Source organism: Tepidiphilus succinatimandens, assembly GCF_006503695.1.
In the GTDB taxonomy this organism is placed as follows: Bacteria; Pseudomonadota; Gammaproteobacteria; order Burkholderiales; family Rhodocyclaceae; genus Tepidiphilus; species Tepidiphilus succinatimandens.
Genome location: NZ_SBIK01000004.1, coordinates 1 through 25,120, shown reverse-complemented (window position 1 = coordinate 25,120; position 25,120 = coordinate 1). Strand labels below are relative to the sequence as shown.

Annotated in this window: 26 protein-coding genes and 3 pseudogenes; 26 read left to right on the top strand and 3 right to left on the bottom strand. The window is 63.5% G+C overall.

The features are described from left to right. Positions 1-6 precede the first annotated feature (6 nt). From EPD82_RS03730 to EPD82_RS03680, 11 genes are all read left to right on the top strand, one after another. The gene (locus EPD82_RS03730) at positions 7-567 is read left to right on the top strand and encodes a diheme cytochrome c (RefSeq protein ID WP_055423088.1); all 561 of its coding nucleotides are present in this window, start codon (positions 7-9) and stop codon (positions 565-567) included. A 12-nt stretch (positions 568-579) separates the two neighbouring features. After that, positions 580-1,200 (top strand): cytochrome b/b6 domain-containing protein, encoded by a 621-nt coding sequence (locus tag EPD82_RS03725; RefSeq protein ID WP_055423087.1) that lies wholly within the window; start codon positions 580-582, stop codon positions 1,198-1,200. A gap of 10 nt (positions 1,201-1,210) precedes the next feature. After that, positions 1,211-1,888 carry a response regulator gene (locus EPD82_RS03720; RefSeq protein WP_055423086.1) on the top strand — a complete coding sequence of 226 codons (678 nt, stop codon included), beginning with the start codon at positions 1,211-1,213 and terminating at the stop codon, positions 1,886-1,888. Continuing rightward, a complete protein-coding gene (locus EPD82_RS03715) occupies positions 1,885-3,243 on the top strand; it encodes a sensor histidine kinase (protein WP_141055466.1) in 1,359 nt (452 codons plus the stop codon). Before EPD82_RS03720 ends, EPD82_RS03715 begins: the two co-directional genes overlap by 4 nt. Positions 3,244-3,373: 130 nt before the next feature. After that, entirely contained in the window at positions 3,374-4,072 is a 699-nt protein-coding gene (locus EPD82_RS03710) for a thermostable hemolysin (protein WP_055423084.1), read from the top strand. Beyond that, positions 4,057-5,538: an AMP-binding protein gene (locus EPD82_RS03705; RefSeq protein WP_141055463.1), complete on the top strand. Its 1,482-nt coding sequence runs from the start codon at positions 4,057-4,059 to the stop codon at positions 5,536-5,538. Before EPD82_RS03710 ends, EPD82_RS03705 begins: the two co-directional genes overlap by 16 nt. Before the next feature lie 13 nt (positions 5,539-5,551). Beyond that, entirely contained in the window at positions 5,552-6,199 is a 648-nt protein-coding gene (locus EPD82_RS03700) for an iron-containing redox enzyme family protein (RefSeq protein ID WP_141055460.1), read from the top strand. Between the two features lie 10 nt (positions 6,200-6,209). Next, positions 6,210-7,001 carry an SDR family oxidoreductase gene (locus EPD82_RS03695; RefSeq protein ID WP_141055458.1) on the top strand — a complete coding sequence of 264 codons (792 nt, stop codon included), beginning with the start codon at positions 6,210-6,212 and terminating at the stop codon, positions 6,999-7,001. A 98-nt stretch (positions 7,002-7,099) separates the two neighbouring features. Continuing rightward, positions 7,100-7,765: a response regulator gene (locus EPD82_RS03690; protein ID WP_141055455.1), complete on the top strand. Its 666-nt coding sequence runs from the start codon at positions 7,100-7,102 to the stop codon at positions 7,763-7,765. Further along, the gene (locus tag EPD82_RS03685; protein WP_170210778.1) at positions 7,762-9,159 is read left to right on the top strand and encodes an ATP-binding protein; all 1,398 of its coding nucleotides are present in this window, start codon (positions 7,762-7,764) and stop codon (positions 9,157-9,159) included. Before EPD82_RS03690 ends, EPD82_RS03685 begins: the two co-directional genes overlap by 4 nt. Then, a complete protein-coding gene (locus tag EPD82_RS03680) occupies positions 9,156-10,064 on the top strand; it encodes a cation diffusion facilitator family transporter (RefSeq protein ID WP_141055449.1) in 909 nt (302 codons plus the stop codon). The genes EPD82_RS03685 and EPD82_RS03680 overlap by 4 nt, the downstream gene beginning before the upstream one ends. Before the next feature lie 126 nt (positions 10,065-10,190). On the opposite strand, the gene EPD82_RS03675 is transcribed toward EPD82_RS03680, so the two are convergent. Next, entirely contained in the window at positions 10,191-11,162 is a 972-nt protein-coding gene (locus EPD82_RS03675; protein WP_240803301.1) for a cytochrome-c peroxidase, read from the bottom strand. Positions 11,163-11,496: 334 nt separating this feature from the next. Here EPD82_RS03675 and EPD82_RS03670 point away from each other — a divergent pair, with 334 nt between their 5' ends. The 15 genes and pseudogenes from EPD82_RS03670 to EPD82_RS03600 all read left to right on the top strand — a co-directional run bounded on the left by EPD82_RS03670 (position 11,497) and on the right by EPD82_RS03600 (position 24,595). Beyond that, complete coding sequence (locus tag EPD82_RS03670) at positions 11,497-12,906, top strand: circularly permuted type 2 ATP-grasp protein (RefSeq protein ID WP_141055443.1); 1,410 nt, start codon at positions 11,497-11,499, stop codon at positions 12,904-12,906. A gap of 10 nt (positions 12,907-12,916) precedes the next feature. Further along, a pseudogene (locus EPD82_RS12345) lies at positions 12,917-13,027 on the top strand (alpha-E domain-containing protein); the annotation flags it as partial. Between the two features lie 224 nt (positions 13,028-13,251). After that, positions 13,252-14,517 carry an urea ABC transporter substrate-binding protein gene (gene urtA, locus EPD82_RS03660; RefSeq protein ID WP_141055440.1) on the top strand — a complete coding sequence of 422 codons (1,266 nt, stop codon included), beginning with the start codon at positions 13,252-13,254 and terminating at the stop codon, positions 14,515-14,517. A gap of 115 nt (positions 14,518-14,632) precedes the next feature. Beyond that, positions 14,633-16,288 carry an urea ABC transporter permease subunit UrtB gene (urtB, locus tag EPD82_RS03655; protein WP_141055437.1) on the top strand — a complete coding sequence of 552 codons (1,656 nt, stop codon included), beginning with the start codon at positions 14,633-14,635 and terminating at the stop codon, positions 16,286-16,288. A 1-nt stretch (position 16,289) separates the two neighbouring features. Continuing rightward, positions 16,290-17,423: an urea ABC transporter permease subunit UrtC gene (gene urtC / locus EPD82_RS03650; RefSeq protein WP_240803300.1), complete on the top strand. Its 1,134-nt coding sequence runs from the start codon at positions 16,290-16,292 to the stop codon at positions 17,421-17,423. Further along, the gene (urtD, locus tag EPD82_RS03645) at positions 17,420-18,262 is read left to right on the top strand and encodes an urea ABC transporter ATP-binding protein UrtD (RefSeq protein WP_119336234.1); all 843 of its coding nucleotides are present in this window, start codon (positions 17,420-17,422) and stop codon (positions 18,260-18,262) included. Before urtC ends, urtD begins: the two co-directional genes overlap by 4 nt. Before the next feature lie 2 nt (positions 18,263-18,264). Then, positions 18,265-18,957 carry an urea ABC transporter ATP-binding subunit UrtE gene (gene urtE, locus EPD82_RS03640; protein WP_119336233.1) on the top strand — a complete coding sequence of 231 codons (693 nt, stop codon included), beginning with the start codon at positions 18,265-18,267 and terminating at the stop codon, positions 18,955-18,957. A gap of 23 nt (positions 18,958-18,980) precedes the next feature. Continuing rightward, the gene (locus tag EPD82_RS03635; RefSeq protein WP_206202166.1) at positions 18,981-19,832 is read left to right on the top strand and encodes an urease accessory protein UreD; all 852 of its coding nucleotides are present in this window, start codon (positions 18,981-18,983) and stop codon (positions 19,830-19,832) included. A 15-nt stretch (positions 19,833-19,847) separates the two neighbouring features. Beyond that, positions 19,848-20,150 carry an urease subunit gamma gene (gene ureA, locus EPD82_RS03630; RefSeq protein WP_119336232.1) on the top strand — a complete coding sequence of 101 codons (303 nt, stop codon included), beginning with the start codon at positions 19,848-19,850 and terminating at the stop codon, positions 20,148-20,150. 9 nt (positions 20,151-20,159) lie between these two features. Continuing rightward, positions 20,160-20,468, top strand: a complete 309-nt coding sequence (locus EPD82_RS03625; RefSeq protein WP_119336231.1) for an urease subunit beta — start codon at positions 20,160-20,162, stop codon at positions 20,466-20,468. Then, positions 20,465-22,165: an urease subunit alpha gene (gene ureC / locus EPD82_RS03620; RefSeq protein ID WP_119336230.1), complete on the top strand. Its 1,701-nt coding sequence runs from the start codon at positions 20,465-20,467 to the stop codon at positions 22,163-22,165. Before EPD82_RS03625 ends, ureC begins: the two co-directional genes overlap by 4 nt. A gap of 2 nt (positions 22,166-22,167) precedes the next feature. Further along, positions 22,168-22,650 carry an urease accessory protein UreE gene (gene ureE, locus EPD82_RS03615; protein ID WP_119336229.1) on the top strand — a complete coding sequence of 161 codons (483 nt, stop codon included), beginning with the start codon at positions 22,168-22,170 and terminating at the stop codon, positions 22,648-22,650. After that, positions 22,647-23,327 carry an urease accessory protein UreF gene (locus EPD82_RS03610; protein ID WP_119336228.1) on the top strand — a complete coding sequence of 227 codons (681 nt, stop codon included), beginning with the start codon at positions 22,647-22,649 and terminating at the stop codon, positions 23,325-23,327. Before ureE ends, EPD82_RS03610 begins: the two co-directional genes overlap by 4 nt. A 26-nt stretch (positions 23,328-23,353) precedes the next feature. Continuing rightward, positions 23,354-23,992 carry an urease accessory protein UreG gene (gene ureG / locus EPD82_RS03605; protein ID WP_119336253.1) on the top strand — a complete coding sequence of 213 codons (639 nt, stop codon included), beginning with the start codon at positions 23,354-23,356 and terminating at the stop codon, positions 23,990-23,992. A gap of 21 nt (positions 23,993-24,013) precedes the next feature. Next, positions 24,014-24,595, top strand: coding sequence for a HupE/UreJ family protein (locus tag EPD82_RS03600; protein ID WP_141055430.1), 582 nt, complete (start codon positions 24,014-24,016; stop codon positions 24,593-24,595). Between the two features lie 210 nt (positions 24,596-24,805). Here EPD82_RS03600 and EPD82_RS12340 read toward each other — a convergent pair. Together EPD82_RS12340 and EPD82_RS12150 are read right to left on the bottom strand one after the other, a co-directional pair. Further along, a pseudogene (locus tag EPD82_RS12340) lies at positions 24,806-25,000 on the bottom strand (PIN domain-containing protein); the annotation flags it as partial. After that, a pseudogene (locus EPD82_RS12150) lies at positions 24,997-25,120 on the bottom strand (IS481 family transposase); the annotation flags it as partial. The pseudogenes EPD82_RS12150 and EPD82_RS12340, both read right to left, overlap by 4 nt.

Below are 25,120 nucleotides of genomic sequence, written 5' to 3'. Positions count from 1 at the left end.
CCTGACATGAATGCGATCGGACGACTTTATCGCCGCTACGGACATCTTTTCACCGCCGCCCTGTGCGCCGCCTTCATCGCTGCGCCGATCGTGGTCTCGGCCGAGGAGCGGCACGAACGCGCCGAACAGGAGAAACACGAGACCCGCTATAAAGACAAGAGCAAAGGGGCGCCGCTCTCGCCGCTCTACCGCCAGGAGTGCGGCAGCTGCCACGTTCCCTTCCCGCCGTCCTTGCTCTCGGCCGAGGATTGGCGCAAGGTGATGGGTGATCTCGCCCATCACTACGGCGACGACGCCTCGCTGTCGCCACAGACGGCGCAGGAGCTCACCGACTTTCTCGTGCAGCACGCGGGCGATGCCCGCCGCACGCAAGGGGCGGGCGATCCGCCGCGCATCACGCAGACCCGCTGGTTCCAGAAAGAGCACGACGAGGTTCCCGCCGCGGCCTGGCGCGATCCACGGGTGAAGTCCCCGGCCAACTGCGGTGCCTGCCACAAGCGCGCCGAAGAAGGCTCGTACCGCGAGCGCGAGATCGACATCCCCGGCTATGGCCCGTACAAGGACTGAAGGAGCCCCGTCATGGAGCCGAACGAAAACAAGGTGTTGATCTGGGACGCCGTCGTGCGGCTCGGACACTGGCTGATGGCCCTCGGCTTCCTCGTCGCCTGGCTCACGGGGGAGTCCGAGCGCCTGCGTCTGGTGCACGTCGCCGCCGGCGGCACGGTGGCCGCAGTGGTGCTCTTTCGCGTGGTCTGGGGCTTCGTCGGCCCGTGGCCGGCGCGGTTTTCTTCTTTCGTGCGTCCTTGGCGCGAAGCCTGGGACTACCTCGTCGGGCTGGCACGCTTGCAGCCGCGCCATTACACCGGGCACAATCCGGCCGGTGGCATCGCGATCCTCGCCCTACTCGCGCTCGGGATCCTCACTCCGCTCTTCGGATGGTTCGCCTACGAGGAGATCGGCGGCAAGTTCGCCGAAAAGGCGCACGAAGCGCTGGCGAACTTCATGCTCGCCGTGGTGCTGGTGCACTTGGCAGGGGTGTTCGTCGGCAGCCTCGCCCATCGCGAGAATCTGGTACGCGCGATGGTGCTCGGAGTGAAGCGCGCCGCGCCGCAGGAAGCGATCGAGCAGCCCTACACCCCCATGGCCGTCGTGCTGTTCGTCTGGGTGGCGATCGTGGTCTACTGGTTGCTGCGCCAATGAAGGAGCAAAGATGCGGGTATTGCTCGTCGAGGACGATGCGCTCCTAGGCGCGGGCCTCGAACGGGGGCTGGAGGCCCTGGGGATGAACGTGGCATGGGCACGGGAGGCGGCTTCGGCCTTCCGCCTGCTGCAGTCCGAGCCGTTCGACGCCGTGGTGCTCGATCTGGGCTTGCCGCAGGAAGACGGGATGCACGCGCTCAGGCGTTGGCGCGCCGAGGGGCTCGTCCTCCCGGTGCTGATCCTGACGGCGCGCGACGCGCTCTCCGAGCGCATCGCCGGCCTCGACGAGGGAGCGGACGACTACGTGGTGAAGCCGGCCCCGCTCGAGGAGATCGCCGCCCGCCTGCGGGCGCTGGTGCGCCGCGGCGAGGGGCGGGCGCGTTCGTTCATCGACCTGGGGCGTCTGCGCCTGGACACGGCCGGACACGCCGTGTGGTTCGACGGTGCGCCGGTGGAGCTCTCGGCGATGGAATACCGCCTGCTCGAGCGTCTCGCGCGCAACCCGGGACGCGTCTTCACCAAGATCCAGCTCGAACAGGCGCTCTACGAGGCGGAGGAAGCCCCCGACAGCAACGTGCTGCAGGTGCTCATCCATCATCTTCGCCGCAAGATCGACCCGGCCATCATCGACACGATCCGCGGCCTGGGCTACCGCCTAGGCCCGGCGGCGCAAGGGGCCGCACCGTGATCCCGTGGCGCCGGCTCGGCCGCTCGCTGCGCCTGCGCCTCACGCTCTGGCTGCTCGCCGGGGTGGCCCTTTTCTGGCTCGTCTCGCTCGCCTACGTCGTGGCGGAGAGCGGCAAGGAGGCGGAGGAACTGCTGGATGCGCGGCTCGTGGCAAGCGTCGAAGCCCTCTCTGCAGCCCCTTTGGGCAGGGGTGACGCCCCGCCCTCCTCGGGCCCTCCGGGCAAAAGGCAGCGGAAAGCCGGAAAGCACGCCGGAGTGCTGGTGCTCGACCCCGAGGGCGGGGAGATCGTGCGCTTCGGTGCCCTGCCGTCGAATGCCGACCTGTCCCGCCTCGCAGACGGTTTTCACCGCATCCCCGGCAAACCGGGCTGGCGCATCTATGCCGCCACCCGCTCCGACGGGGCGCGTGTGTTCGCCGCGCATCCGCTGGAGGCGCACGACGAGCTCACCGAGGATCTGGTGGAACACTCGGTCGAGACGCTCACCCTGGGTGCGCTCGCGCTCGCGCTTTTTTCCTGGTGGGCGATCGGCCGGGGGCTGCGTCCGCTCGCAGTGCTGTCGCACGCGCTGCGGCAGCGCCGCCCCGACGCGCTCGAACCGGTGGCCTTGCCCGATGCGCCGCAGGAACTCGAACCCGTGGTAGGGGCGGTCAATGACCTGCTCGCCCGCCTGTCGCAGGCCTTCGAGCGCGAGCGGCGTTTCACCGCCGACGTCGCCCACGAACTGCGCACACCGATCGCTGCCATCGCGGCGCATCTGGATGCCGCCCTCGTCGAAGGCAACGAGACGCGCCGCCGGGAAGCGCTGCGCGCCGCCCGCGAAGGGACGACCCGCGCCGCCCAGCTCATCGAGCAACTGCTCACCCTCGCGCGCATAGGGCACGACGCGCGCCGGCCGCGCCGCACCATCGACGCCGCCGAGGTCGTTCGCCAGGAAGTGGCCCTGCTCTGGCCGCAGGCCCAGGCGCGCGGCCACGCCTTGGAAGTGGATCTGCCCGAGACGCTGCCCCTTCTGCTCCCGCCGGAACCGCTCGCGCTCATCGTGCGCAACCTCGTCGACAATGCACTGCGCCACACGCCGCCGGGCAGCACCGTACGGGTGTCGCTGCGCCGCGAAGGGAACCTCGTGCGGCTCGAAATCGAGGATGACGGCCCCGGCATCCCTCCCGAACGGCGGGAGACGCTGTTCGCACCCTTTGCGCGCGACTCCACCGCGCCGGGCACGGGCCTGGGCCTGACGTTGGTGCGCGAAGCGGCGGAACTCCTCGGTGCCCGTATCGAGCCCGGTGAGAGCCGCCTGGGCGGGGCACGCTTCACCCTCGTTTTGCCCGTACTGCACGAAGCACCGACGCGATGAGCCAGACATCCGAAGAGACGAGAAGCCTTCGAGGGCGAAAAGCCCCTGTTGTCGCAGATGCGGCGTTTAAGCTTTCCTTAAGTTCACCGCCGTATCGTATCTCCCACCCCTACGAGACGAGGAGGACGCAATGGCGACGACGGTCTGTTCCGCCCGACCGAAAAAGGAAACCTCCGCCAGGCTCACGGAAGCGACCTGGGTGGCCGAAAACGACGCGATGGGCGAGGACATCGCCCGCTTCGTACAAACTCTCTACCTGACCCGCTACGGCGCGCACATCGCCCCGCCGCGCGGCCCCTTCCTCGCGCTGCGCGATGCTTCCGGCCAGGTGCGGGCGGCGCTCGCGCTGCGCCGGGGCGAGGCGCCCTTCTTCCTCGAGCACTATCTCGACGCGCCGGTGCACACCTTCCTTCCCGGCGGCGTGCGCGACGGCATCGTCGAAGTCGGCAGCCTCGCGGCCGACGTACCGGGCGGCGCGCGGGCGCTGGTGGTGACGCTCACGGCTTTTCTCGCCGCCTGCCGCGTGCAGTGGGTGGTGTTTACCGCGCGCCGCGAGCTGCGCAACACCTTCGCGCGGCTCGGCATCGTCCTGCACCCGCTCGCGCCGGCGCACCCCGGGCGCCTGCCCGACGGCGGCGCGGGCTGGGGATCGTATTACGAGGGCGACCCGCAGGTGGTCGCCGGCGAAGTGGCCCAAGGTGCCGGCGCAGTGCGGGAAATGCTCGCCGCGAGCGGCGACGGCCTGCTCGCCCTGTGGCTGCGCGGGCTTGCCTTGGGCTGCGGTGCCGGGATGCGTTGGAAGGGGGAAAGGGCATGTACCCGACACTGAGCGAAGCGCTGCGCGGCTGGGCAGCAACGCGCCCCCAGGCACCGGCGTGGATCGGGCGCGAGCGCACGCTCGACTTTACCACCGCCGCCGTTGCGGTGGAGGTGCTCGCCGCGCTGCTCGAACCCTGGCGCGAGCGCGGCGTGGCGCTCGCCCTCGACAACGGCCCCGCCTGGGCGGTGTGCGATCTGGCCGCCTGGACGGCCGCCGTCCCGCTCGTACCGCTGCCCCCCTTCTTCTCCGCGGCGCAGACGGCGCACGTGCTCGACGACTCGGGCGTCGGGGCGGTGCTCACCGACCAGCCGCAGGCATTCTCCAACAAGGGGGAAGCTCGCCCCCTGGGCGAAGTGGCCGGCGTGCGACTGTGGCAAGTGATGCTGGAACCGAGCGCGCCGCCCCTGCCAGCGGGCATCGCCAAGGTAACCTACACCTCCGGCACCACCGGCGCGCCCAAAGGGGTCCTGCTGCGCCGCGAGGCGATGGAAGCGGTGGCCCGCTCGCTCGTATGGGCGGCGGGGGTGGAGGCAGGCGAACGGCATCTCGCGGTGCTACCGCTCTCCGTCCTGCTGGAGAACATCGCCGGACTGTACGCCCCGCTGCTCGCCGGCATGGGCACGGTGCTCTGGCCCGTGGCGGAACTCGGGTTGCGCGGCGCGGCCGGGGTCGATGCCGCTCTCCTGTGGTCGGCGCTGCAGCGCGCCGAACCGGACACGGCGGTGCTCACCCCCCAGCTCTTGCGCGCGCTGGTGACAGAAACCGAACGGCGCGGACCGCCCACGGCGCGGTTGCACTTTCTCGCCGTAGGTGGCGGCAAGGTCCCGCTGCACCTCCTACAGCGGGCGCGGGCCGCGGGACTGCCCGTCTATGAAGGTTATGGCCTGTCGGAATGCGCCTCGGTGGTGGCAGTCAATCGCCCCGGGGCAGAACGCCCCGGCAGCGTCGGTCGGCCGCTGCCTCACACCGAAGTCCGGCTCGCAGCCGACGGTGAAGTGCTGGTGCGCGGCGCGGTGTGCGCGGGCTATCTGCGACAGGAAGCGCCCCCGTCTCTCGACGGATTCTGGCCGACGGGGGACGTCGGCGCCTTCGACGAGGACGGATTCCTCTTCCTCACCGGACGCAAGAAAGACATTTACGTCACCGCTTTCGGGCGCAACGTCTCGCCGGAATGGGTCGAAGGGGAATTGACCCAGGAAGAAGGCATCGTGCAGGCAGCGGTGTTCGGCGAAGGGCGGGCGCACAACCTGGCCGTGCTCCACACGACGCTGCCCGAACCGGCGCTCGCACGGGCGGTGGCGGCAGCCAACGCGCGCCTGCCCGACTACGCCCGCATCGCCGCCTGGGTGCGGGCCGATGCGCCCTTCACCCCCGAAAACGGCCTGCTCACGCCCAACGGGCGGCTGCGCCGGGCGCACATCTTCGCGGCCTACGCCCAGGCCCTCGAACGACTGTGGTCGAAACTGGAAAACTGAACGGAGAAACACGATGGGGTTCTACCACACCTTGATGCAGGAAACGGAGCGCGAACGCGCGCAATTCCTGGCGATCCCCCTCTTCGCCGCCGCGGTGGAAGGAAAAGTGAGCCTGCAGACCTATTGCGCCTTTCTCACCCAGGCCTATCATCACGTCAGCCAGACGGTGCCTCTGCTGATGGCGGTGGGGGCTCGGCTGCCCGAGCGGCTCGAATGGCTGCGCGGCGCCGTGGCCGAATACATCCGCGAGGAATACGGCCATCACGAATGGGTGCTCGACGACTTGCGCGCCTGCGGCGTCGATGCCGAGGCGGTACGCCACGGCGAACCGGCCCCCGAGACCGACCGCATGATCGCCTACGCCTGGGACACGGTGCTGCGGCGCAACCCCGTGGGTTTCTTCGGCATGGTGCTGGTGCTCGAAGGCACAAGCGTCAACCTCGCCACGCGCGCGGCCAAGGCGATCCAGGCGGCGCTCGGCCTGCCGGATGCGGCGTTCTCCTACCTTACCAGTCACGGGGATCTCGACCAGAGCCACATCGCCTACTTCGAACGCCTGATGGACCGGCTCGAGGACGAAGACGACCAGCGCGCGGTGATCCGCTGTGCCCGCCAGATGTACCGGCTCTACGGCGACATGTTCCGCGCCCTGCCGCAATGAGGAGAGGCTCATGGACATACGAGGAAAACGCGTCCTGCTGACGGGAGCAAGCGGCGGCATCGGCACCCCGCTCGCCCAGCGGCTCGCAGCGGCTGGCGCACGGCTCGCGCTGGTAGGGCGGCGCCGTGAAGCCCTGGAAGCGCTGGCCGGGGACATCCCTTCGGCGGCACTCGTCGTCGCCGATCTCGGCAGCGCGCCGGGGTGCCGCGCTGCCGTGGACGAAGCACGCGGCGCGCTGGGCGGCATCGACCTCCTGGTGCATCTGGCCGGCGAAGGAAGCTTCCGCTGGTTCACCGAGGAAGACGACGAGACGATCGAACGGTTGTTGCGCACCAACTGCGCCTCGGCCATGTGGCTTGCCAAAGCGCTGCTGCCGGAGATGACGGCGCGCGGCAGCGGGCAACTCGTCTTTTGCGGCTCGGTGCTCGGGGCGCTCGCGCTGCCCGGCTACACCGCCTACGCAGCGAGCAAGTTCGCCCTGCGCGGCTTCACCGAAGGGCTGCGGCGCGAACTCGCCGGCAGCGGCGTGGGCGTGACGCTCGTCGCCCCGCGTGCCGTGCGCACCGCGCTCAATCCGCCTCAGGTCTACGAAATGGCCCAGGCGACGAAGATGGCGGTCGATCCGCCCGAGGTCGTGGCCGAGGCGATTTTCGAGGCGATCCGGCGCGACGCCCGCGAGGTGGTGCTCGGCGGAATGGAGCCTTGGGTCGTGCGCCTCAACGCCCTCTGGCCCGGCTTGCTCGATCGATTGCTGCGCAAGCAGACCGAAGTGGTGCGCCGCTTTGCGCGGCGCGTTCCGTGAAAACGAGGCAGCGAGGATGATCCGCAAACGGACGATGTCCGCCGTCTTGCTGGCGGCGCCCGCGGAACTCGCCCAGAAGGAAGGCGCTCGATAGACCGATGCGACTCCTTTTGATCGAAGACGACGAAATGCTGGGTGCGGCCGTGCGCACCGGCTTGGAACAGGAAGGCTATGCCGTCGATTGGGTGCGCGAAGGAAAAGCGGCGCTGACGGCCTTGTGTAGCGAACCGTTCGAGCTCGCCGTGCTAGACCTCGGCCTGCCCGGCCTCTCGGGTCTCGAGGTGCTCAAGCGCGCCCGTGCGGCGGGTGTGAAGACCCCGGTGCTGATCCTCACCGCCTGGGACGCGGTCTCCGACCGGGTCGCCGGGCTCGACGCCGGCGCCGACGACTATCTGGGCAAGCCTTTCGACCTCGAAGAACTCGCCGCCCGCCTGCGGGCGCTGTACCGGCGCGCCCACGGCCGTTCCGACAGCGCCATGCGCCACGGTCCGCTCGTGCTCGATCCAGCGGCGCGCACGGTGACGCTCAACGGCGCACCGGTCGAGCTCTCCGCCAAGGAATTCGCCCTCCTGCACCTTTTGCTGGAGCATGCCGGTAAGGTGCTGTCACGCGAGCGGCTGGAAGAAGGGATTTATGGCTGGGGCAGCGAAGTGGAGAGCAACGCGATCGAGGTCCACATCCATCACCTGCGCCGCAAGCTCGGTCGGGAATGGATCGTGACGGTGCGCGGCGTCGGCTATCTGCTGCCCAAGGAGACCGGATGATCTCGCTGCGGCGACGCCTGATCGTCCTGATGCTGGGCGTGTTCGCCCTCGCCTGGGGCGTGCTCACCGCCATCGTCTTCTGGGACGCACGGCGCGAGATCCACGCCTTCTACGACGACCGGCTGGAGAAGATCGCCGAAGTGCTGCTCGACCTCTCCTGGCACGAACTCAACGACGAGCACGAGACGACGGAAGAAGTGCTCAACGGCGTCTTCAGCGAACGCCTCATCCGCGCCTACGACGACGAGGCGGCCTTCCAGATCTGGTACCGCGGCCATTTGCTCGTGCGCACGGCAGACGCCCCCGCCGCGGAACGCTTCATTCCCGACAACGGCTTCGCCGATCGGCCATACCAGCAACAGATGTGGCGCGTCCTGCACAAGACCCACCCCGACGGCCCCCTCGAAGTCTACGTCGGCGAACCCTTCTCCGGTCGCGCCGAACTGGTCTACCACGTCATCGGCCAGCTCGTCGGGCCGCTGCTGGTGGCGCTGCCGCTGCTCGTCGTCCTCGTGCTTGCCGGCGTGCGCCGCGGCCTACAGCCGCTCGCCCGCACCGAGTGCGAGATCGCCCACCGCTCACCGGCCCAGCTCACACCCATCGCCCTTGAAGAAGTGCCGCTGGAGATCCGGGGCATCGTCGGCGAACTCAACCACCTGCTCGAGGCGCTCGCCGACGCGATGGCGCGCGAACGGCGCTTCACCTCGCACGCGGCGCACGAACTACGCACCCCGCTCGCCGTCCTCAAAACCCAGGCCCAGCTCGCCCTGCGCGCCCCCGAGGGTTCCCAGCGGGAAGAATCACTGCATCATCTGATCGCCGGGGTCGACCGGGCGAGCCGCCTCGTCTCGCAACTCCTCACCCTCACCCGGCTCGAACCCGACGTGACCCGTACCCTGCGCGGCGAACTCGATCTGCGCGAGATCGCCCGCGAAGCGGTGGCCGAACTAGCGCCGCTCGCGCTCGAGCGCGGCGTGGAACTCGGGTTGGATGCACCGGAACCCGCCCGCGTGCACGGCATCGCCCTCGCCCTGGGCATCCTCGTGCGCAACTTGATCGACAACGCCATCCGCCATTCCCCGGCTGGCGGACGCGTCGACGTCCGCCTCACCGTCGACGCCGCGACCGTGACGCTCACCGTAAGCGATCAGGGGCCGGGCATCCCCCCCGAAGAACGGGCCCGCGTGTTCGAGCCCTTCTACCGCGTCCCCGGCAGCCCCAGCGGCGGCGCCGGACTGGGACTCGCCATCGTACAGCGCATCGTAGCCTTCCATGGTGGCCGCGTCGGCGCCGAAGCAGGGCCGGATGGCCGCGGCACGACGATGCGGGTGGTCTTTCCGCGCTCGGAAGATTCCCCCCTCCACCCCCTCCCTGCCATGACCGAAACCTCATGAACGAACTCCACGACTTCGACGAGCTCGACGAAGAGTCCGATGCTCCCGAACGGGAGCGTGCAGCAAAGCGCACCACCTGGGTGAGCGTTGCCGTCAACCTCGGCCTCACCCTCACCCAGGTAATCGCTGGCCTGTGGTCCGGTTCGCAAGGTCTGGTGGCCGACGGCATTCACTCTCTCTCCGACCTCGTAGCCGATTTCGTCGTCCTGCTCGCCTTGCGCCACAGCCGCAAGGCCCCCGACGCAAACCATCCCTACGGCCACCAGCGTTTCGAAAATGCCGCCTCGTTCATCCTGGGCGCACTGCTCCTTGCCGTCAGCCTCGGCATGATCAATACCGCCGTGCACAAGCTGGAGAATCCCGCAACCATCCCGACCGTGCACGGGCTTGCGCTGGCGGTGGCGCTCGGCGCGCTCGCCGCCAAGGAACTCCTCTTCCGCTACATGCTCGCCGTCGCCGAGCGCGTGCGCTCCAGCCTGCTGGTGGCCAACGCCTGGCACGCCCGCTCGGACGCCGCCTCCTCGCTCGTCGTTGCCATCGGCATCGGTGGCAACCTTCTGGGCGTGACCCTGCTCGACCCCATCGCCGCCCTGATCGTGGGCCTGATGATCGTCAAAATGGGCTGGGGCTTTACCCGCGACGCCTTCCACGACCTCACCGACCGTGCGGTGAACGAGGAACAGGCCGCAGCAATCGCCGCCGAGATCCTCGCCATCCCCGGCGTGCGCGGCATCCACGACCTGCGCACCCGCAAGACCGGCGACATGATCGTGGCCGACGTCCACCTCGAAATCGACGGGCACCTCACGGTGGCCGAGGGGCACGAAATCGCCAAGCGCGTCGTCGCCACCGTCAAGGCACGCCACCCCGTGCTGCACCTGACCACGCACGTCGATCCGGTGTAGGGCCATCCTGCCTCTCCGCCGCCACCCAAATCCATGCTCTGAACGGACGGATGAAGACGGCCTGCCGGACCCGCAGGACCGACAGGCCATCATCGACTACCTCACGACGCTACGCTGATGCGCTCCTCACTTGAACGGATCGGGGCGCGGCGTGTTCGGACCGGAGGGCGGCAGCAGCGGCAAAGGCATCTGCGGCCGCTCGCCGGTGAGCGTGTGCAGGAAGGCGACGACTTTCTTCACTTCGTCGTCGGTGAAGGTGCGGCCAAGCTGCAAGCGTCCCATCAGGGTGACGGCCTCCTCCAGCGTCTTCGCCTGACCGTCGTGGAAGTAGGGGTAGGTGAGTTCCACGTTACGCAGCGTCGGCACCTTGAAGTACCAGCGATCCTCGTCTTTCTTGGTCACCGCCGCGCGACCTTCGGCAGGCGAAGTGGACTTGTAGGGTTCGACCACGCCTATCTTCTGGAAGGAATTGCCGCCGAGGTTGGGGCCGTTGTGGCAAGCGATACAGCCGCTGTCGTAGAAAATCCTGAAGCCTTCGCGTTCCTCGGCGGTGATCGCCTTGTCGTCGCCCTTGAGCCACTTGTCGAAACGCGAATTCGGCGTAACCAAGGTTTTCTCGAACTCGGCGATCGCATCGGTGACCTGCTCGATGGCGATCTGGTCCGTACCGTAGATTTTCTTGAACTCGTCGACGTAGCCGGGGATGGACTGCAGCACGGCCACGGCGAGCGTGTGCGGCATCCCCATTTCGATCGGATTCTGGATCGGACCGGCGGCCTGTTCCTGCAAATTGGCGGCACGCCCATCCCAGAACTGGACAAAGTTGAGCGAGGCGTTGAACACGGTCGGCGCATTCACCGGCCCCGGCTGCCATTTGTGCCCGATGGACGTCGGCAAATTGTCAACGCCACCCAATGAAAGGTTATGACAAGTGTTGCAAGAAATGATGCCGGACATCGACAGGCGCGGCTCGAAGAAGAGCTGACGGCCGAGATCGACCTTGGCCGGATGATCGATTTTCGCCGGCTGGATCGGCTGGATGATCACCTTGGCCTTTTCGCGCAGTTCGTCGGGCGCAGCCAGCACGCCGAAACACACCCCCCAAAGCGGCAAGGGCAGCCGCCAGTGGTTTGATCTTCATGAGCCTTCTCCTTGCGGTGCGAGACATCGTTGGTGCGTTCCCTGCGGGACCAGCCCACAGGGAACGCACCAACCAAGGGAACAGCCTCGCTTCCCTGCACCACTTTTGTGCAGTACGAACGTCAAGTCCGTGAACCCCGCGACACCTCCTCACAAGCACACCAAAAACGACACGTCCAACGGCTAGTCTAGCCATTTCCACGAACGATTCAAGAGCGCAACATCCGATCTTTTCTTTCATGGCATGCATCTTGCTAACATTGATGATGTCGCTTCTCGGTACGAGATCGCCATGCCGTTTTATGATGAGATGTACGACGATGCGGGGGCCGTGCGACCCGGCTACCGACGCTATGTCGAGTGGTTGCAGTCCATCGATCCGGAGCGGCTGTCCCGCAAGCGAGCCGAGGCCGACGTTGCTTTTCGGCGTGTCGGTATCACCTTCGCGGTCTATGGCGAGGAGGCGGGGAAGGAGCGGCTGATCCCCTTCGACGTCATCCCCCGTATCCTGCCAGCGAACGAGTGGCGTCTGATCGAGCGCGGTCTGCGCCAGCGTGTAGCCGCGCTCAACCGCTTCCTCCACGACATCTATCACGAGCAGGAGATCCTGCGTTTAGGGATCATTCCGTCGCATGTCGTCACGGAAAATCGCCAATATCGACCGCAGATGCAAGGTTTGGCGGTACCGGGCGGAGTCTATGCCCACATCGCCGGCATCGATCTGGTGCGCGCCGACGACGGGCTATTTTACGTGCTCGAGGACAATCTGCGCGTGCCCTCTGGCGTTTCCTACATGATCGAAGACCGTAAGATGATGATGCGGCTCTTCCCCGAGCTCTTCGTGCGCCACAGGGTGGCACCGGTGCAGCATTATCCGGACCTCCTCCTTGCCCAGTTGCGCGCGGCTGCTCCGGCGGGCGTGGATGATCCGACTTGCGTCCTTCTGACGCCGGGAGCGTTCAATAGCGCCTATTTCGAGCACACCTTCCTTGCACAACAGATGGGCATCGACCTGGTCGAAGGACGTGACCTCTTCGTCCAGGACGAAACCGTCTACATGCGCACGACCCAAGGGCCCAAGCGCGTCGACGTCATCTATCGCCGCGTGGACGACGATTTCCTCGATCCGGAAGTGTTTCGCCCGGATTCTCTGCTGGGCGTGCCAGGCTTGTTGCGCGCCTATCGGGCGGGGCGAGTGACCTTGGCCAATGCCATCGGCACCGGTGTGACCGACGACAAATCGATCTACCCCTACGTGCCGTCGATGATCCGCTTCTATCTCGGCGAAGAACCCATTCTTCACAACGTGCAAACTTGGCTGGGAAGGGATCCCCAGGATTTGCGCTACATCCTGGCCCACTTGCCCGAGCTGGTGGTCAAAGAAGTGCATGGCTCAGGCGGCAAAGGAATGTTGATTGGGCCGATGGCGAGTACGGCCGAGATCGAAGAATTCCGCGCCAAATTGCGCACCCAGCCGGAAAACTACGTGGCTCAACCGACTTTGGCCCTGTCCACCTGTCCGACCTTCGTCGAAGAAGGGATCGCGCCGCGGCACATCGACCTGCGTCCCTTCGTTCTCTCGGGCAAGGCGGTCGAGATGGTGCCGGGCGGGCTCACGCGTGTGGCCTTGAAAGCAGGGTCGCTGGTGGTCAATTCCTCGCAGGGCGGTGGGACCAAAGATACCTGGGTACTCGAATGCTGAGGGTCACATCATGCTGAGCCGAACGGCAGATCATTTGTTTTGGATGTCACGCTATCTGGAGCGGGCGGAGAACCTCGCGCGGCTCTTGGACCTGACACAAAGGATTCCGCTTTTGCACCAAATTGTCGCACCGGCCTTTCGCTCTTCACCAAAATGGTGCTCAACGGTGCTAATTGCAGTGCGGCGACGCTGTCCGTTCCTCAGCTTCCAGTTCTTTGTGTAATTGTTTGTTTTTATGAAATTTTTTGTCTAATAAGGTAAGTTGGCAATATTCCTGGTACGCCCCTTGCTGAGTCACTCGTGGAGTAATCCATTCATCATTTACCTATCACGGAGGAACTTCTCATGAAAAGAAGGGATTTTCTCAAGGCGGTGACTGCTGCCGTTGCTCTTCCGGAGGCATTCGTCTCCCTGCCCAGCTTCGCTGCTGACACGATCAAAGTCGGAATCCTACACTCCCTGTCCGGCACTATGGCCATTTCCGAAACGGCGCTAAAGGAAACCGCGCTGATGACCATCGCCGAGATCAATGCCAACGGCGGCGTGATGGGCAAGATGCTTGAGCCGGTGGTGGTGGACCCGGCCTCCAACTGGCCGCTGTTCGCGGAGAAGGCACGCCAGCTGCTGACCCAAGACAAAGTGGCCGTGGTGTTCGGCTGCTGGACTTCTGTCTCGCGCAAGTCCGTGTTGCCGGTGTTCAAGGAACTCAACGGTCTGCTGTTCTACCCAGTGCAGTATGAAGGCGAAGAACTCGAGAGAAACGTGTTCTACACCGGTGCCGCGCCAAACCAGCAGGCCATCCCCGCCGTCGAGTACCTGATGAGCAAGGACGGAGGTTCCGTCGAGCGCTTTGTGCTGCTGGGCACGGACTATGTCTACCCGCGTACTACCAACAAGATCCTACGTGCGTTCCTGAAGAGCAGGGGCGTTACGGATGCAGACATCATGGAGGAGTATACCCCCTTCGGTCATAGCGACTACCAGACCATCATCGCCAAGATCAAAAAGTTCGCCTCTGAGGGCAAGAAGACCGCCGTGATCTCCACCATCAACGGCGACTCCAACGTGCCCTTCTACAAGGAACTAGGCAACGCCGGTCTGAAGGCGACCGACGTGCCGGTGATGGCCTTCTCCGTTGGCGAGGAGGAACTGCGAGGCGTCGACACCAAGCCGCTGGTTGGCCACCTGGCAGCGTGGAACTACTTCATGTCCCTCAAGAACCCAGAAAACGACAAATTTATCAATATGTACCGTGACTGGGCCAAGAAGCGTAATCTGCCCAACGCCGACAAAGTAGTAACCAACGACCCGATGGAAGCTACTTATATCGGCATCAATATGTGGAAGCAGGCTGTGGAAAAGGCCAAGACCACCGACGTGGATAAGGTGATCGAAGCCATGGCGGGGCAGACTTTCAAGGCGCCATCCGGTTTTGTGGTGAAAATGGACGAGAAGAACCACCACCTGCACAAGCCGGTGTTCATCGGCGAAATCCGTCCTGACGGCCAGTTCAACGTCGTTTGGAAAAGCAAGGGCCTGATCAAAGCTCAGCCCTGGAGCCCCTATATCCCAGGAAACGAGAAGAAGAAGGACGAGCCGGATAGCAATTGAACTGAGAGAAAAATGAAGGGGCTAGAAGCCCCCCGATCAAGACAACAACCGGTCACTAGCCTGAATTAGGTAGCGAGCCATTGGCAAACGTGACCGAATAGGTGAGTAATCAAAGATGCACAAAGCATTTGTCCAATCACCTATTAGGGAGAGCGGTACTTTGAATTTCATAATTTCTCATTTGCTATCCCTACTTCTGCTGCTTGTGACGACCAGCGCTGCCGCGGCCCTTGACCCCGCCGTGCTCAGGGATCTTGCCTCCGACGATTCGGACAAGAAGATCGCTGCCATCGGCGAGCTGCTGGCCAGCGGCGACAAGCAGGCCGAAGCCGTGCTGCGTGCCATGAACGACAATGCATTGTTTGTGGCAAACGACAGACTCTTTTACCGAGTGGACGGCAAGGCGCTGGATGCCGCCACCGGTGCAGCCTTTCCTGACGCACCGGATTATGCTGACAGCGTCGTGGTGAACAACCGTGTGCGCGGCAAGCTGCAGAATGCGTTGGCCGCGTTCCAGCTGTTCAACCCGGACCGTGATGCGCGTCTGGCAGCGGCAAAGGAATTGCAGAGCAATATCGACTCGTCGCTGATCCCGGTGCTGAAGAAAGCGCTGACTCTGGAAATCGATCCCCAGATTAAGAAGCTTCTGGTGTTGGCTCATGCCCAGGCTAAGCTGCACAGCCCAGATCCGAAGGAGCGTCTGGTGGCAGTGCGCACCCTGAGCGAGAGCAACAGTGCGGAAGTGAAGTCGCTGCTACTGAGTCTGCTGCAAAAGAACGGCGACACCTACGCCGAGCCGGACCCGACCGTGCGGGAGGCAGCTCTGGCAGCGATAAAGAGCATTGAGTCGCACCTTGCCTGGGGCGAGGCGCTGAGCAACGTGTTCTCGGGGTTATCGCTGGGCAGCATCCTTCTGCTAGCCGCGCTGGGTCTGGCTATCACCTATGGCGTGATGGGCGTGATCAACATGGCCCACGGCGAGTTGCTGATGGTCGGCGCCTATACCACCTATGTGGTGCAGAATATTTTTCGCACACATTTTCCTGATCTGGCCGACTATTACGTGATCGCCGCGATCCCAGTGGCGTTCGTGGTTGCCGCGCTGGTGGGCATGGTCCTAGAGCGCCTCGTGATCCGCCATCTGTATGGCCGGCCGCTCGATACCCTGCTTGCCACGTGGGGCATCAGTTTGATCCTGATCCAGGCGGCACGAGTGCTCTTCGGTCCGCAGAACGTGGAAGTGAGAAACCCGGACTGGATGTCCGGCAGCATCGAGGTGCTGGCGAACGTGGTGCTGCCCTGGAACCGCGTGATCATAATCGGCTTTGCCGTAGGCGTGCTGGCGCTGGTCTGGCTGCTGCTGAGCAAGACGCGCCTCGGCTTGTACGTGCGCGCAGTGACCCAGAACCGGTCTATGGCAAGTTGCGTTGGTGTGCACACGGGACGCATCGACATGCTCGCCTTTGGTCTCGGCTCCGGCATTGCCGGTCTGGGCGGCGTGGCGCTGTCGCAGATTTCCAACGTTGGCCCCGACATGGGCCAAGGCTACATCGTCGATTCCTTCATGGTGGTGGTACTGGGCGGCGTGGGCCAGCTTGCCGGTGCGGTGTGGGCAGCGCTCGGCATGGGTATCCTGACCAAGCTCATAGAAGGCTGGACCGGGGCGGTGATCGCTAAGATTCTCATACTGGTGTTCATCATCCTGTTCATCCAGAAGCGTCCACAGGGACTGTTTGCCCTCAAAGGGAGGGCGGTTTATGGAGGTGTGTGACGTGAAGACCACGACGTTTTCCCGCACCCCGTTCGTGTTCCGCATAGCGCAGTCCCTGGACCGGCGTGCCTGGATCGCACTGGTCGTTGCTGCGCTGGTTGCCTTCGTGTTGATTCCGCTGCTGCATCTTGCCATCCCGGCGGACAGCATATTTCACTTGTCGGACTACTTCATTACGCTTGGCGGCAAAATCTTGTGCTACGCCATCGTGGCGGTAGCACTCGACCTGATCTGGGGCTTTGCCGGCATTCTGTCCCTCGGCCACGGCCTCTTCTTCGCACTGGGCGGCTACGCCTTCGGTATGTACCTGATGCGGCAGATTGGAAGGGATGGCAGCTATCAAAGCGACCTTCCTGACTTCATGGTGTTCCTCGGCTGGAAGGAGCTACCCTGGTACTGGTATGGCAGCGACTCCTTTCTGTGGTCGGTATTGCTGGTACTGGTGGTGCCGACACTGGTGGCCTTCGTGTTCGGCTTCTTCGCTTTCCGCTCGCGCATCAATGGCGTGTATTTCACCATCATTACCCAGGCTCTGACTTTCGCCGCAATGCTGCTTTTCTTCCGCAACGAGACGGGATTCGGCGGGAACAACGGCTTTACCGACTTCAAGCGCATTCTCGGCTTCTCCATCACTTCGCCAGAAACACGAGTGGTGCTGTTTGCGCTGTCGGCATTGGCGCTGATGCTCACGCTCGTTTTTGTCAACTATCTGATGAAATCAAAGTTCGGTCGCGTGTTGGTGGCGATCCGCGATGCCGAGTCGCGGGTGATGTTTCTGGGTTACAACCCGCTCTGGTACAAGCTGTCAGTATGGACGCTGTCGGCGATGTTGTGCGCCATCGCTGGCGCACTCTATGTGCCTCAGGTCGGCATCATCAACCCATCCGAGATGAGCGCAGCCAATTCCATCGAGATGGCGGTCTGGGTCGCTGTGGGCGGACGCGGCACGATTATCGGCCCAGTGATCGGCGCAGGCATCGTCAATCTTGCCAAGAGCTGGTTTACCATGAGCTTCCCGCAATACTGGCTCTTTTTCCTCGGTACGCTGTTCATCGTGATCACGCTCTTCCTGCCAGATGGTCTAGTGGGTCTCTGGAACCGGCTGCGCAGGATGCGTGGAGGGGAAAGCGCATGAGTGACACGCAACTGACATTGGATCCGGAGGTCGGTGATGGTTACGGGGGTCCAGGTGAAGTTTTCGGCCACACGCTGCGCCCCGGAGAGCTCGACTTATCGCACAAGGTCATCCTGTATCTGGAGGATATTACCGTTAGTTTCGACGGTTTCAAGGCGCTAAACAAACTGTCGCTCACTATCGACGCTGGCGAACTGCGCTGCATCATCGGGCCCAATGGTGCCGGAAAGACCACCATGATGGATGTCATTACCGGCAAGACCCGCCCCGACTCCGGTAGGGTCTTCTTCGGTCAGACGCTGGACCTGACGCAGATGACGGAACCGGAGATCGCCAACGCTGGTATCGGCCGCAAGTTCCAGACGCCAACTATCTTCGACCGGCTTTCCGTGTTCGAGAATCTGGAGCTGGCAATGAAGGCGGACAAACGCGTCAGGAGTACTCTTCGGGCCCGGATCGACAGCGAGCAGCAGGATCGCATCGCTGAGACATTGGACCTAATCCGCCTCGGAGACCAGGCGCACCGGCTGGCTGGCCTGCTGTCTCACGGGCAGAAGCAGTGGCTGGAAATCGGCATGTTGCTGATGCAGGAACCGAAGCTGCTCTTACTCGACGAGCCGGTTGCGGGCATGACCGACGATGAGACCGAACGCACTGCGGAGCTTTTTCTGTCGTTGGCAGGCAGACATTCCCTGGTGGTGGTGGAACACGACATGGCCTTCATCCGCCAGCTGGGTGGCAAGGTTACGGTGCTGCACGAAGGTAGTGTGCTGGCGGAGGGCTCGTTGGACATGCTGCAGAACGACCCGCGCGTCATCGAAGTGTACTTGGGAAGATAACCGTGCTCTCGATCGAAAACCTCAACCAGTACTATGGCGGCAGCCACATCCTGCGTAATGTCAGCTTCAGAGCCGAGGCTGGCAAAGTCACCGTTTTGCTCGGCCGTAACGGCGTGGGCAAGACTACTCTGCTCAAGTGCCTGATGGGCCTGGTGCCAGCGAAGTCCGGGCATATCCAATTCGATGGCCGCGAGCTGACGCGCCTGCCGCCCTACGAGCGCGTGCGTGCCGGCATCGGCTATGTGCCCCAAGGACGCGAGATCTTCCCACGCCTTACGGTGGCGGAGAACTTGCAGATGGGCTTGGCCAGCCGTCCGCGTGGGAGTAAGTTGCCGGACCTCGTCTTTGAGCTGTTCCCGGTCCTAAAGAGCATGCTGCACCGTCGCGGTGGCGACTTGTCCGGCGGACAGCAGCAACAACTAGCGATCGGGCGTGCTTTGGCGGGGAACCCGAGGCTACTGATCCTGGACGAGCCGACCGAAGGCATCCAACCCTCTATCATCAAGGACATTGAGCGAGCGATCCGTACCGTGGCCGAGACCGGAGAGATGGCGATCCTTCTAGTGGAACAGTATTACGACTTCGCCCACTCGCTGGCAGACCAGTATTTGGTGATGGAGCGCGGGGAAATCATCGCCCGCGGCGCTGGTGTCGACATGGAGCGAGACGGCGTGCGGCAGCTGCTGTCGGTGTGATGATGTGGGTGAGCAGCCGACACATGAATAACGTTGTCGCCATTGCCGACTGCATGCGTAGCGGATGGAAGGCGCGCTTGGAGCTGGAGTTCGCGCGTCGGGAGCAGGCGACGATCCTGGTGCGACGCAAGCATTCGGGGCCACTGTGCATCCAGCGGCCGCTGTATCCAGAGGGCAAAGCGGTGTGCCATGGCATCGTGCTGCACCCGCCCGGCGGCATTGCCGGCGGCGATGAGCTGGAGGTGGAGATTAAGATAGGTTCGGGCGCCCATGCGCTGCTCACCATGCCGAGTGCGACCAAGTGGTACCGCAGCGATGCCTATCCGGCGCGGCAGAAGCTGGTTCTGCGCGTAGACCACGGCGCGGTAATGGAATGGCTGCCGCAGGAGTCCATTGTGTTCGATGGTGCACATGCGGAGATGAGCAATCGCATTGAGCTGGCGCGCGACGCGGTGTTCGTGGGTTGGGATGTGCTGTGCCTCGGCCGCACTGCGCGGGGCGAGACATTTACGCGAGGCATGCTGCGCATGCATACCGAATTGAGGCGGGAAGGTAAGCTAGTCTGGTTGGAGCGGGCAGTGATCCCAGGCGCCTCGCCGCTTCTGCATACGGCTGCGGGGCTGGCTGGACATGGTGTTGTCGGCATATTGCTCGCGGCGAGCGACAGGCTCGATGCAGACCTGCTTGTCGCATGCCGCGAGGTTGGGTTGGCGGGCGGACGCAGTGGCGTCACCCTGCTGCCAGGACTGCTAGTGGCCCGCTACCTAGGCGACTCGGCGGAACAGGCGCGGGACTACTTCACCAAAATCTGGCATGCATTGCGTATGCCTTTGACGCAAACGGCGCCGATGGTGCCGCGGATCTGGAACACATAGGGAGGAAACGACGCCATGGAACTGACCCCCCGGGAAAAAGACAAGCTGCTCTTGTTCGTCGCCAGCCTGTTGGCTGAGCGGCGCAAGGAAAAGGGCCTCAAGCTCAACTATCCGGAAGCCGTAGCCTATATCTCGGCGGCGATTATTGAAGGCGCGCGCGAGGGTCGGACAGTGGCCGAACTGATGAGCTATGGCGCGACCTTGCTGACCCGTGCCGATGTGATGGATGGCGTGGCGGAAATGATTACGGAAGTGCAGGTGGAAGCCACTTTTCCTGATGGCACGAAGCTGGTCACTGTCCACAATCCAATTGTGTGAGGAGATGACATGATTCCTGGCGAAATTGATACCCAGCCTGGCGATATTGCCATCAACGTCGGCCGCACTACGGTGAAGCTGAAAGTGGCCAACACTGGCGACCGCCCGATTCAGATAGGCTCGCACTACCATTTTTTCGAAACCAACGCGGCACTGGTTTTCGACCGACAGGCCGCATATGGCTTTCGCCTCAACATTCCAGCTGGCACCGCGGTGCGCTTCGAGCCGGGCCAGACGCGCACGGTGGAACTGGTGGCGCTGGCTGGTGCGCGCAAAGTGTACGGCTTCGCCGGTAAGGTGATGGGGGCGCTCGAATGACGACACTCTCGCGCCGCGCTTATGCGGAAATGTTCGGTCCGACCACTGGCGATCGCGTCCGCTTGGCGGACACAGAGCTTTGGATCGAGGTGGAAAAGGACTTCACCCTGTACGGCGAGGAAGTCAAGTTCGGCGGCGGAAAGGTCATCCGCGACGGCATGGGTCAGTGTCAGCTTACGTCTGACAAGGTTGCGGACACGGTTATCACCAACGCGCTGATCGTAGACCACTGGGGCATCGTCAAGGCCGACGTGGCGATCAAGGACGGTCGCATCTGGGGCATCGGCAAGGCTGGTAATCCGGACATCCAGCCCGGCGTGACCATTCCGATCGGCGCCGGTACTGAAGTGATCGCGGGCGAGGGCTTGATCCTTACCGCCGGCGGCATCGACAGCCACATCCATTTCATCTGTCCACAGCAGATCGAGGAGGCGTTGATGTCGGGCGTGACCACCATGATCGGTGGCGGCACCGGCCCGGCCACAGGCACCTGCGCTACCACCTGCACGCCGGGTCCTTGGCATATAAAGCAAATGCTGCGGGCGGCCGATGCCTTCCCCATGAACTTGGGCTTTCTTGGCAAGGGCAACGTTAGCCTGCCCGAGCCAGCACGGGAGCAGATTCGCGCAGGGGCCATCGGTCTCAAGCTGCACGAAGACTGGGGCACTACACCTGCCGCCATCGACAATTGCCTAGCGGTGGCTGAGGAGATGGACGTTCAGGTGGCGATCCACACCGACACCCTGAACGAATCCGGGTTCGTCGAAACCACTATCGCCGCATTCAAAGGCCGCACCATCCACACCTACCATACCGAAGGCGCTGGCGGCGGCCACGCACCAGACATCATCAAGGTCTGCGGCGAGGCCAACGTGCTGCCGTCCTCCACCAACCCGACGCGGCCCTACACAGTAAACACCATCGACGAGCATCTGGATATGCTCATGGTGTGCCACCACCTGGATCCGGCTATCGAAGAGGATATCGCCTTCGCTGAGTCGCGCATACGACGTGAAACCATCGCGGCGGAGGACATCCTGCATGATCTCGGTGCTATCAGCATGATTTCCAGCGATTCTCAGGCCATGGGCCGCGTGGGCGAGGTGGTAATTCGCACCTGGCAAACAGCGCACAAGATGAAGGTGCAGCGCGGCACGCTGCCACAGGACACGGCGCGTCATGACAACTTCCGCGTGAAACGCTACGTGGCCAAGTACACCATCAATCCGGCCATCGCCCATGGTATCAGTCATTTGGTCGGCTCGGTTGAAGTGGGCAAGTTGGCTGACCTGGTGTTGTGGAAGCCGGCATTCTTCGGTGTGAAGCCCGCGCTTATCATCAAGGGAGGCATGATTGCCGCGGCGCCCATGGGCGATGCCAACGCCTCCATTCCTACGCCACAGCCGGTGCACTACCGGCCCATGTTCGGAGCCTACGGCGGGGCCTTGAACACTTCCGTGACCTTTGTCTCTCAGTTTGCGCTGGCAGCGGGCATTGGCGAAGAATTGGGTTTGAGCAAACCGCTGGTAGCAGTGAAGAACACTAGACAGATCTCGAAGCGCGACATGGTGCACAACGATGCCCTGCCGCATGTGGAGGTCGATCCTGAAACCTATGCCGTGCGGGTGGACGGCGAGCTGTTGGTGTGCGAACCAGCGCAAGTCCTGCCCATGGCGCAACGTTACTTTTTATTCTGATCATGATTGTCATCGAACAACGCTACACCGGCAACGAGCCATCCCAGGAGTATTTGATCCTGCCCTTCGAGCTGCGCTGCAAAAGCCGCTTGCGAACCAAGCTGGCGAGCGGCGAGGAGGTGGGGCTGTTCCTGGAGCGCGGCGTCATTCTGCGTGGTGGTGACCGGCTGCGCGGCAACGACGGGCGCATTGTCGAGGTGGTGGCTGCTCTAGAGCAGCTGATCGAGGTGCGCACCGACGATGCGACGTTGCTGGCTCGAGCCGCTTACCATCTCGGCAATCGCCACATACCAGTGCAAGTGGGAGCAGGTTGGCTGCGTCTCGCCGCCGATTCGGTTCTTCAGACTATGCTCGAAGGGCTGGGCTTGAGACCGACTCAATTGCAGGCCCCATTCGAGCCAGAGGCTGGCGCCTATGCTCTTGGTCATCAGCATGGGCATTCGTCGGCGCTCTCCAAGATTCATCAGTACGGGGCGCACCCATGACTGCCTTTGTTCTATCGCGTTTGCTGCAGCTGGCCAGCCCTGCCCTGCCTGTGGGCGCCTACAGTTATTCCCAGGGCCTGGAGTTGGCAGCGGAATGCGGTGTGGTACGCGACGAAGCAACGGCCGGCGAGTGGATCGGCGGGGTATTGCGAGCCAGTGTCGGCAGCTTTGAGGCGCCGCTTCTGGTTCGCGTGATGGCAGCAGCGGAAGCAGACGACTGGGGACTTCTGTCCGCGTTGAACGAGCGCTTCGTCGCCAGCCGTGAGAGCAGCGAACTGCGCAATGAGACCCTTCAGATGGGCCATTCCCTGCACCTGCTGTTGGAAGCACTGCAGGACGTGCCGGCGAAGAAACGCGCTGGGCTACGCGAGATCGACGAATTGAGCTTCCCGGTAGTGTGGGGCTGTATTGCTGCAGCCTGGTGCATTCCGCCGTGCCAGGCGCTGACCGCCTATCTTTGGGCCTGGGCCGAGAATCAGGTGATGGCGGCCGTGAAGATCGTGCCGCTAGGGCAGAGCGCAGGCCAGCGCTTGCTGCTGCATCTGGGCGCCGCGGTGGAGCAGATCGCTGCTGAGGCGGTGAATCTCGACGAAGCGGAGTGGAGCAATTTTGCGCCGGGCTTAGCTATTGCCAGTTGCCAACACGAAACTCAATACACCCGACTGTTTCGCTCATAGGAGACGATATGAAGCAGACACAACTCCTGCGTGCTGGCCCATTGCGCGTTGGCATCGGCGGCCCGGTTGGATCCGGCAAGACCGCGCTGATCCTGGCTCTGTGCCGTGCCTTGCGTGAACGATATCAGCTTGGTGTTGTGACCAACGATATTTACACGGCGGAGGATGCGCAGTTTTTGGTGCGTAATGAAGCATTGGCGCCGGAGCGAATTCTTGGCGTGGAGACTGGCGGCTGCCCGCACACGGCGATACGCGAGGATGCCTCCATCAATCTTGAAGCCGTGGCGCGGCTCAATACAGCCTTCCCCGATCTGGACCTCGTGTTCGTGGAGAGCGGTGGTGACAATCTGGCGGCTACCTTCAGCCCGGAACTATCTGACCTGACGATCTATGTGATCGACGTGGCGGCCGGCGACAAAATTCCGCGCAAGGGCGGACCGGGCATCACTAAGTCAGATCTGTTGGTGATCAATAAGATCGATTTGGCACCAATGGTGGGCGCGTCTCTGGAGGTGATGGAGCGCGACGCGAAGAAAATGCGCGGCGAACGGCCTTTCATCTTCAGCAATCTCAAGACCGGTAAAGGCCTCGACGAGATCATCGCCTTCATCGAAACCCAGGGTCTGCTCACGGGCACCGATGCCGACGTTGCGCTGCAGCGCTGATCTGATACAGGAGACTTCATCATGAACGCACGCCATTTCATATTTTCTTCCCTCGTTGCCTTCTTGTCTCTGCCGGGCGTGGCGCTCGCTCACCCTGGCCATATTGAGGCGCCGGCTTTGCTGGCGGGTCTGCTGCACCCTTTCAGCGGTGCCGATCACCTACTGTTGATGATCGGTGTCGGCATTTGGGCCTCTATGCTGTCGCGGCGTTGGATCGGGTCCGTGGCGGCTCTGACTGCTATGGTGTTGGGCGTGTTGTGGGCTGCTACAGGAGGCGCTTTGCCCGGTCTGGAACTGCTGCTAGCGGGGTCGCTGTTGGTGATGGGCGGGGTACTTGTGGGTGTCCTGCGCGCGGTGCCGGGATTGACCGGGATGCTGGTCATGGTGCTGGCGGGCCTGCATGGCTACGCCCACGGTGTTGAGATGCCGCTGGGCACGCCGCTGTCGAACTATGTACTCGGGTTGGTGCTAGCGAGCCTCGTGCTGCAGCTTTCCGGGATGACGCTTGGTTGTGTCGCGAAAAAGCGTCTGGGCGAACGGCGCGGCCTACTCGGCCTGCCGCTGCTGGCGACGGGTGTATGGTTGTTGCTGGGTAGCGCCTGAGGCGCACGGTGTAGCGACTGTATGCTGAAACCGGTGGCCCAGGTACGCATGGATCAGTTCGCCCACCATGAGTCCATGCCGGAACGCGATCAGGATCAATGCTGTGTCGCGCTCCTTGTGACGACCAAACCTGCGTGCCGCCGTGCCAGCCACCATGGCATGGCTGCGGCCTAAGAAGCTGGGAGTCTCGTCCGATAGGGCGGTGAGAGGTCACTTTGTGATGCGCAACAATCGGCTGAGTAGCGGCGAACGCGACGCGACGAACGGGTTGACCACGGTGACGCCGCGCCAGGTAAAGCCATCGTGAAAATCTTCCGAGAACAGCAATCGGCAGCGGTTCTCTGCAGCGACGGCCAGGATCAGGGCATCCCATATTGGCAGCTGATGGTCGACGATCAGATCTAGGTGTCAGGTCCCGGACGATTGCGTGGCACTTTTATGAAAAGTTCCGGTTTTTCTTTGTACCATCTTTTCATGGCCTCGATGGGCGGGACATGTCCCAGGGCTTTCTGGGGGATGTGGTGA

What these genes read in the sequence shown, in the direction of transcription:
- EPD82_RS03670 (WP_141055443.1), top strand. Translation starts at nt 11,497, where the DNA reads ATGCCGTTTTATGATGAGATGTACGACGATGCGGGGGCCGTGCGACCC.
- EPD82_RS03685 (WP_170210778.1), top strand. Translation starts at nt 7,762, where the DNA reads ATGATCTCGCTGCGGCGACGCCTGATCGTCCTGATGCTGGGCGTGTTC.
- EPD82_RS03720 (WP_055423086.1), top strand. Translation starts at nt 1,211, where the DNA reads ATGCGGGTATTGCTCGTCGAGGACGATGCGCTCCTAGGCGCGGGCCTC.
- EPD82_RS03625 (WP_119336231.1), top strand. Translation starts at nt 20,160, where the DNA reads ATGATTCCTGGCGAAATTGATACCCAGCCTGGCGATATTGCCATCAAC.
- EPD82_RS03725 (WP_055423087.1), top strand. Translation starts at nt 580, where the DNA reads ATGGAGCCGAACGAAAACAAGGTGTTGATCTGGGACGCCGTCGTGCGG.
- EPD82_RS03700 (WP_141055460.1), top strand. Translation starts at nt 5,552, where the DNA reads ATGGGGTTCTACCACACCTTGATGCAGGAAACGGAGCGCGAACGCGCG.
- ureC (WP_119336230.1), top strand. Translation starts at nt 20,465, where the DNA reads ATGACGACACTCTCGCGCCGCGCTTATGCGGAAATGTTCGGTCCGACC.
- ureE (WP_119336229.1), top strand. Translation starts at nt 22,168, where the DNA reads ATGATTGTCATCGAACAACGCTACACCGGCAACGAGCCATCCCAGGAG.
- EPD82_RS03690 (WP_141055455.1), top strand. Translation starts at nt 7,100, where the DNA reads ATGCGACTCCTTTTGATCGAAGACGACGAAATGCTGGGTGCGGCCGTG.
- ureA (WP_119336232.1), top strand. Translation starts at nt 19,848, where the DNA reads ATGGAACTGACCCCCCGGGAAAAAGACAAGCTGCTCTTGTTCGTCGCC.
- EPD82_RS03680 (WP_141055449.1), top strand. Translation starts at nt 9,156, where the DNA reads ATGAACGAACTCCACGACTTCGACGAGCTCGACGAAGAGTCCGATGCT.
- EPD82_RS03730 (WP_055423088.1), top strand. Translation starts at nt 7, where the DNA reads ATGAATGCGATCGGACGACTTTATCGCCGCTACGGACATCTTTTCACC.
- urtB (WP_141055437.1), top strand. Translation starts at nt 14,633, where the DNA reads ATGCACAAAGCATTTGTCCAATCACCTATTAGGGAGAGCGGTACTTTG.
- urtD (WP_119336234.1), top strand. Translation starts at nt 17,420, where the DNA reads ATGAGTGACACGCAACTGACATTGGATCCGGAGGTCGGTGATGGTTAC.
- EPD82_RS03635 (WP_206202166.1), top strand. Translation starts at nt 18,981, where the DNA reads ATGAATAACGTTGTCGCCATTGCCGACTGCATGCGTAGCGGATGGAAG.
- EPD82_RS03610 (WP_119336228.1), top strand. Translation starts at nt 22,647, where the DNA reads ATGACTGCCTTTGTTCTATCGCGTTTGCTGCAGCTGGCCAGCCCTGCC.
- urtA (WP_141055440.1), top strand. Translation starts at nt 13,252, where the DNA reads ATGAAAAGAAGGGATTTTCTCAAGGCGGTGACTGCTGCCGTTGCTCTT.
- EPD82_RS03695 (WP_141055458.1), top strand. Translation starts at nt 6,210, where the DNA reads ATGGACATACGAGGAAAACGCGTCCTGCTGACGGGAGCAAGCGGCGGC.
- EPD82_RS03710 (WP_055423084.1), top strand. Translation starts at nt 3,374, where the DNA reads ATGGCGACGACGGTCTGTTCCGCCCGACCGAAAAAGGAAACCTCCGCC.
- EPD82_RS03600 (WP_141055430.1), top strand. Translation starts at nt 24,014, where the DNA reads ATGAACGCACGCCATTTCATATTTTCTTCCCTCGTTGCCTTCTTGTCT.
- EPD82_RS03705 (WP_141055463.1), top strand. Translation starts at nt 4,057, where the DNA reads ATGTACCCGACACTGAGCGAAGCGCTGCGCGGCTGGGCAGCAACGCGC.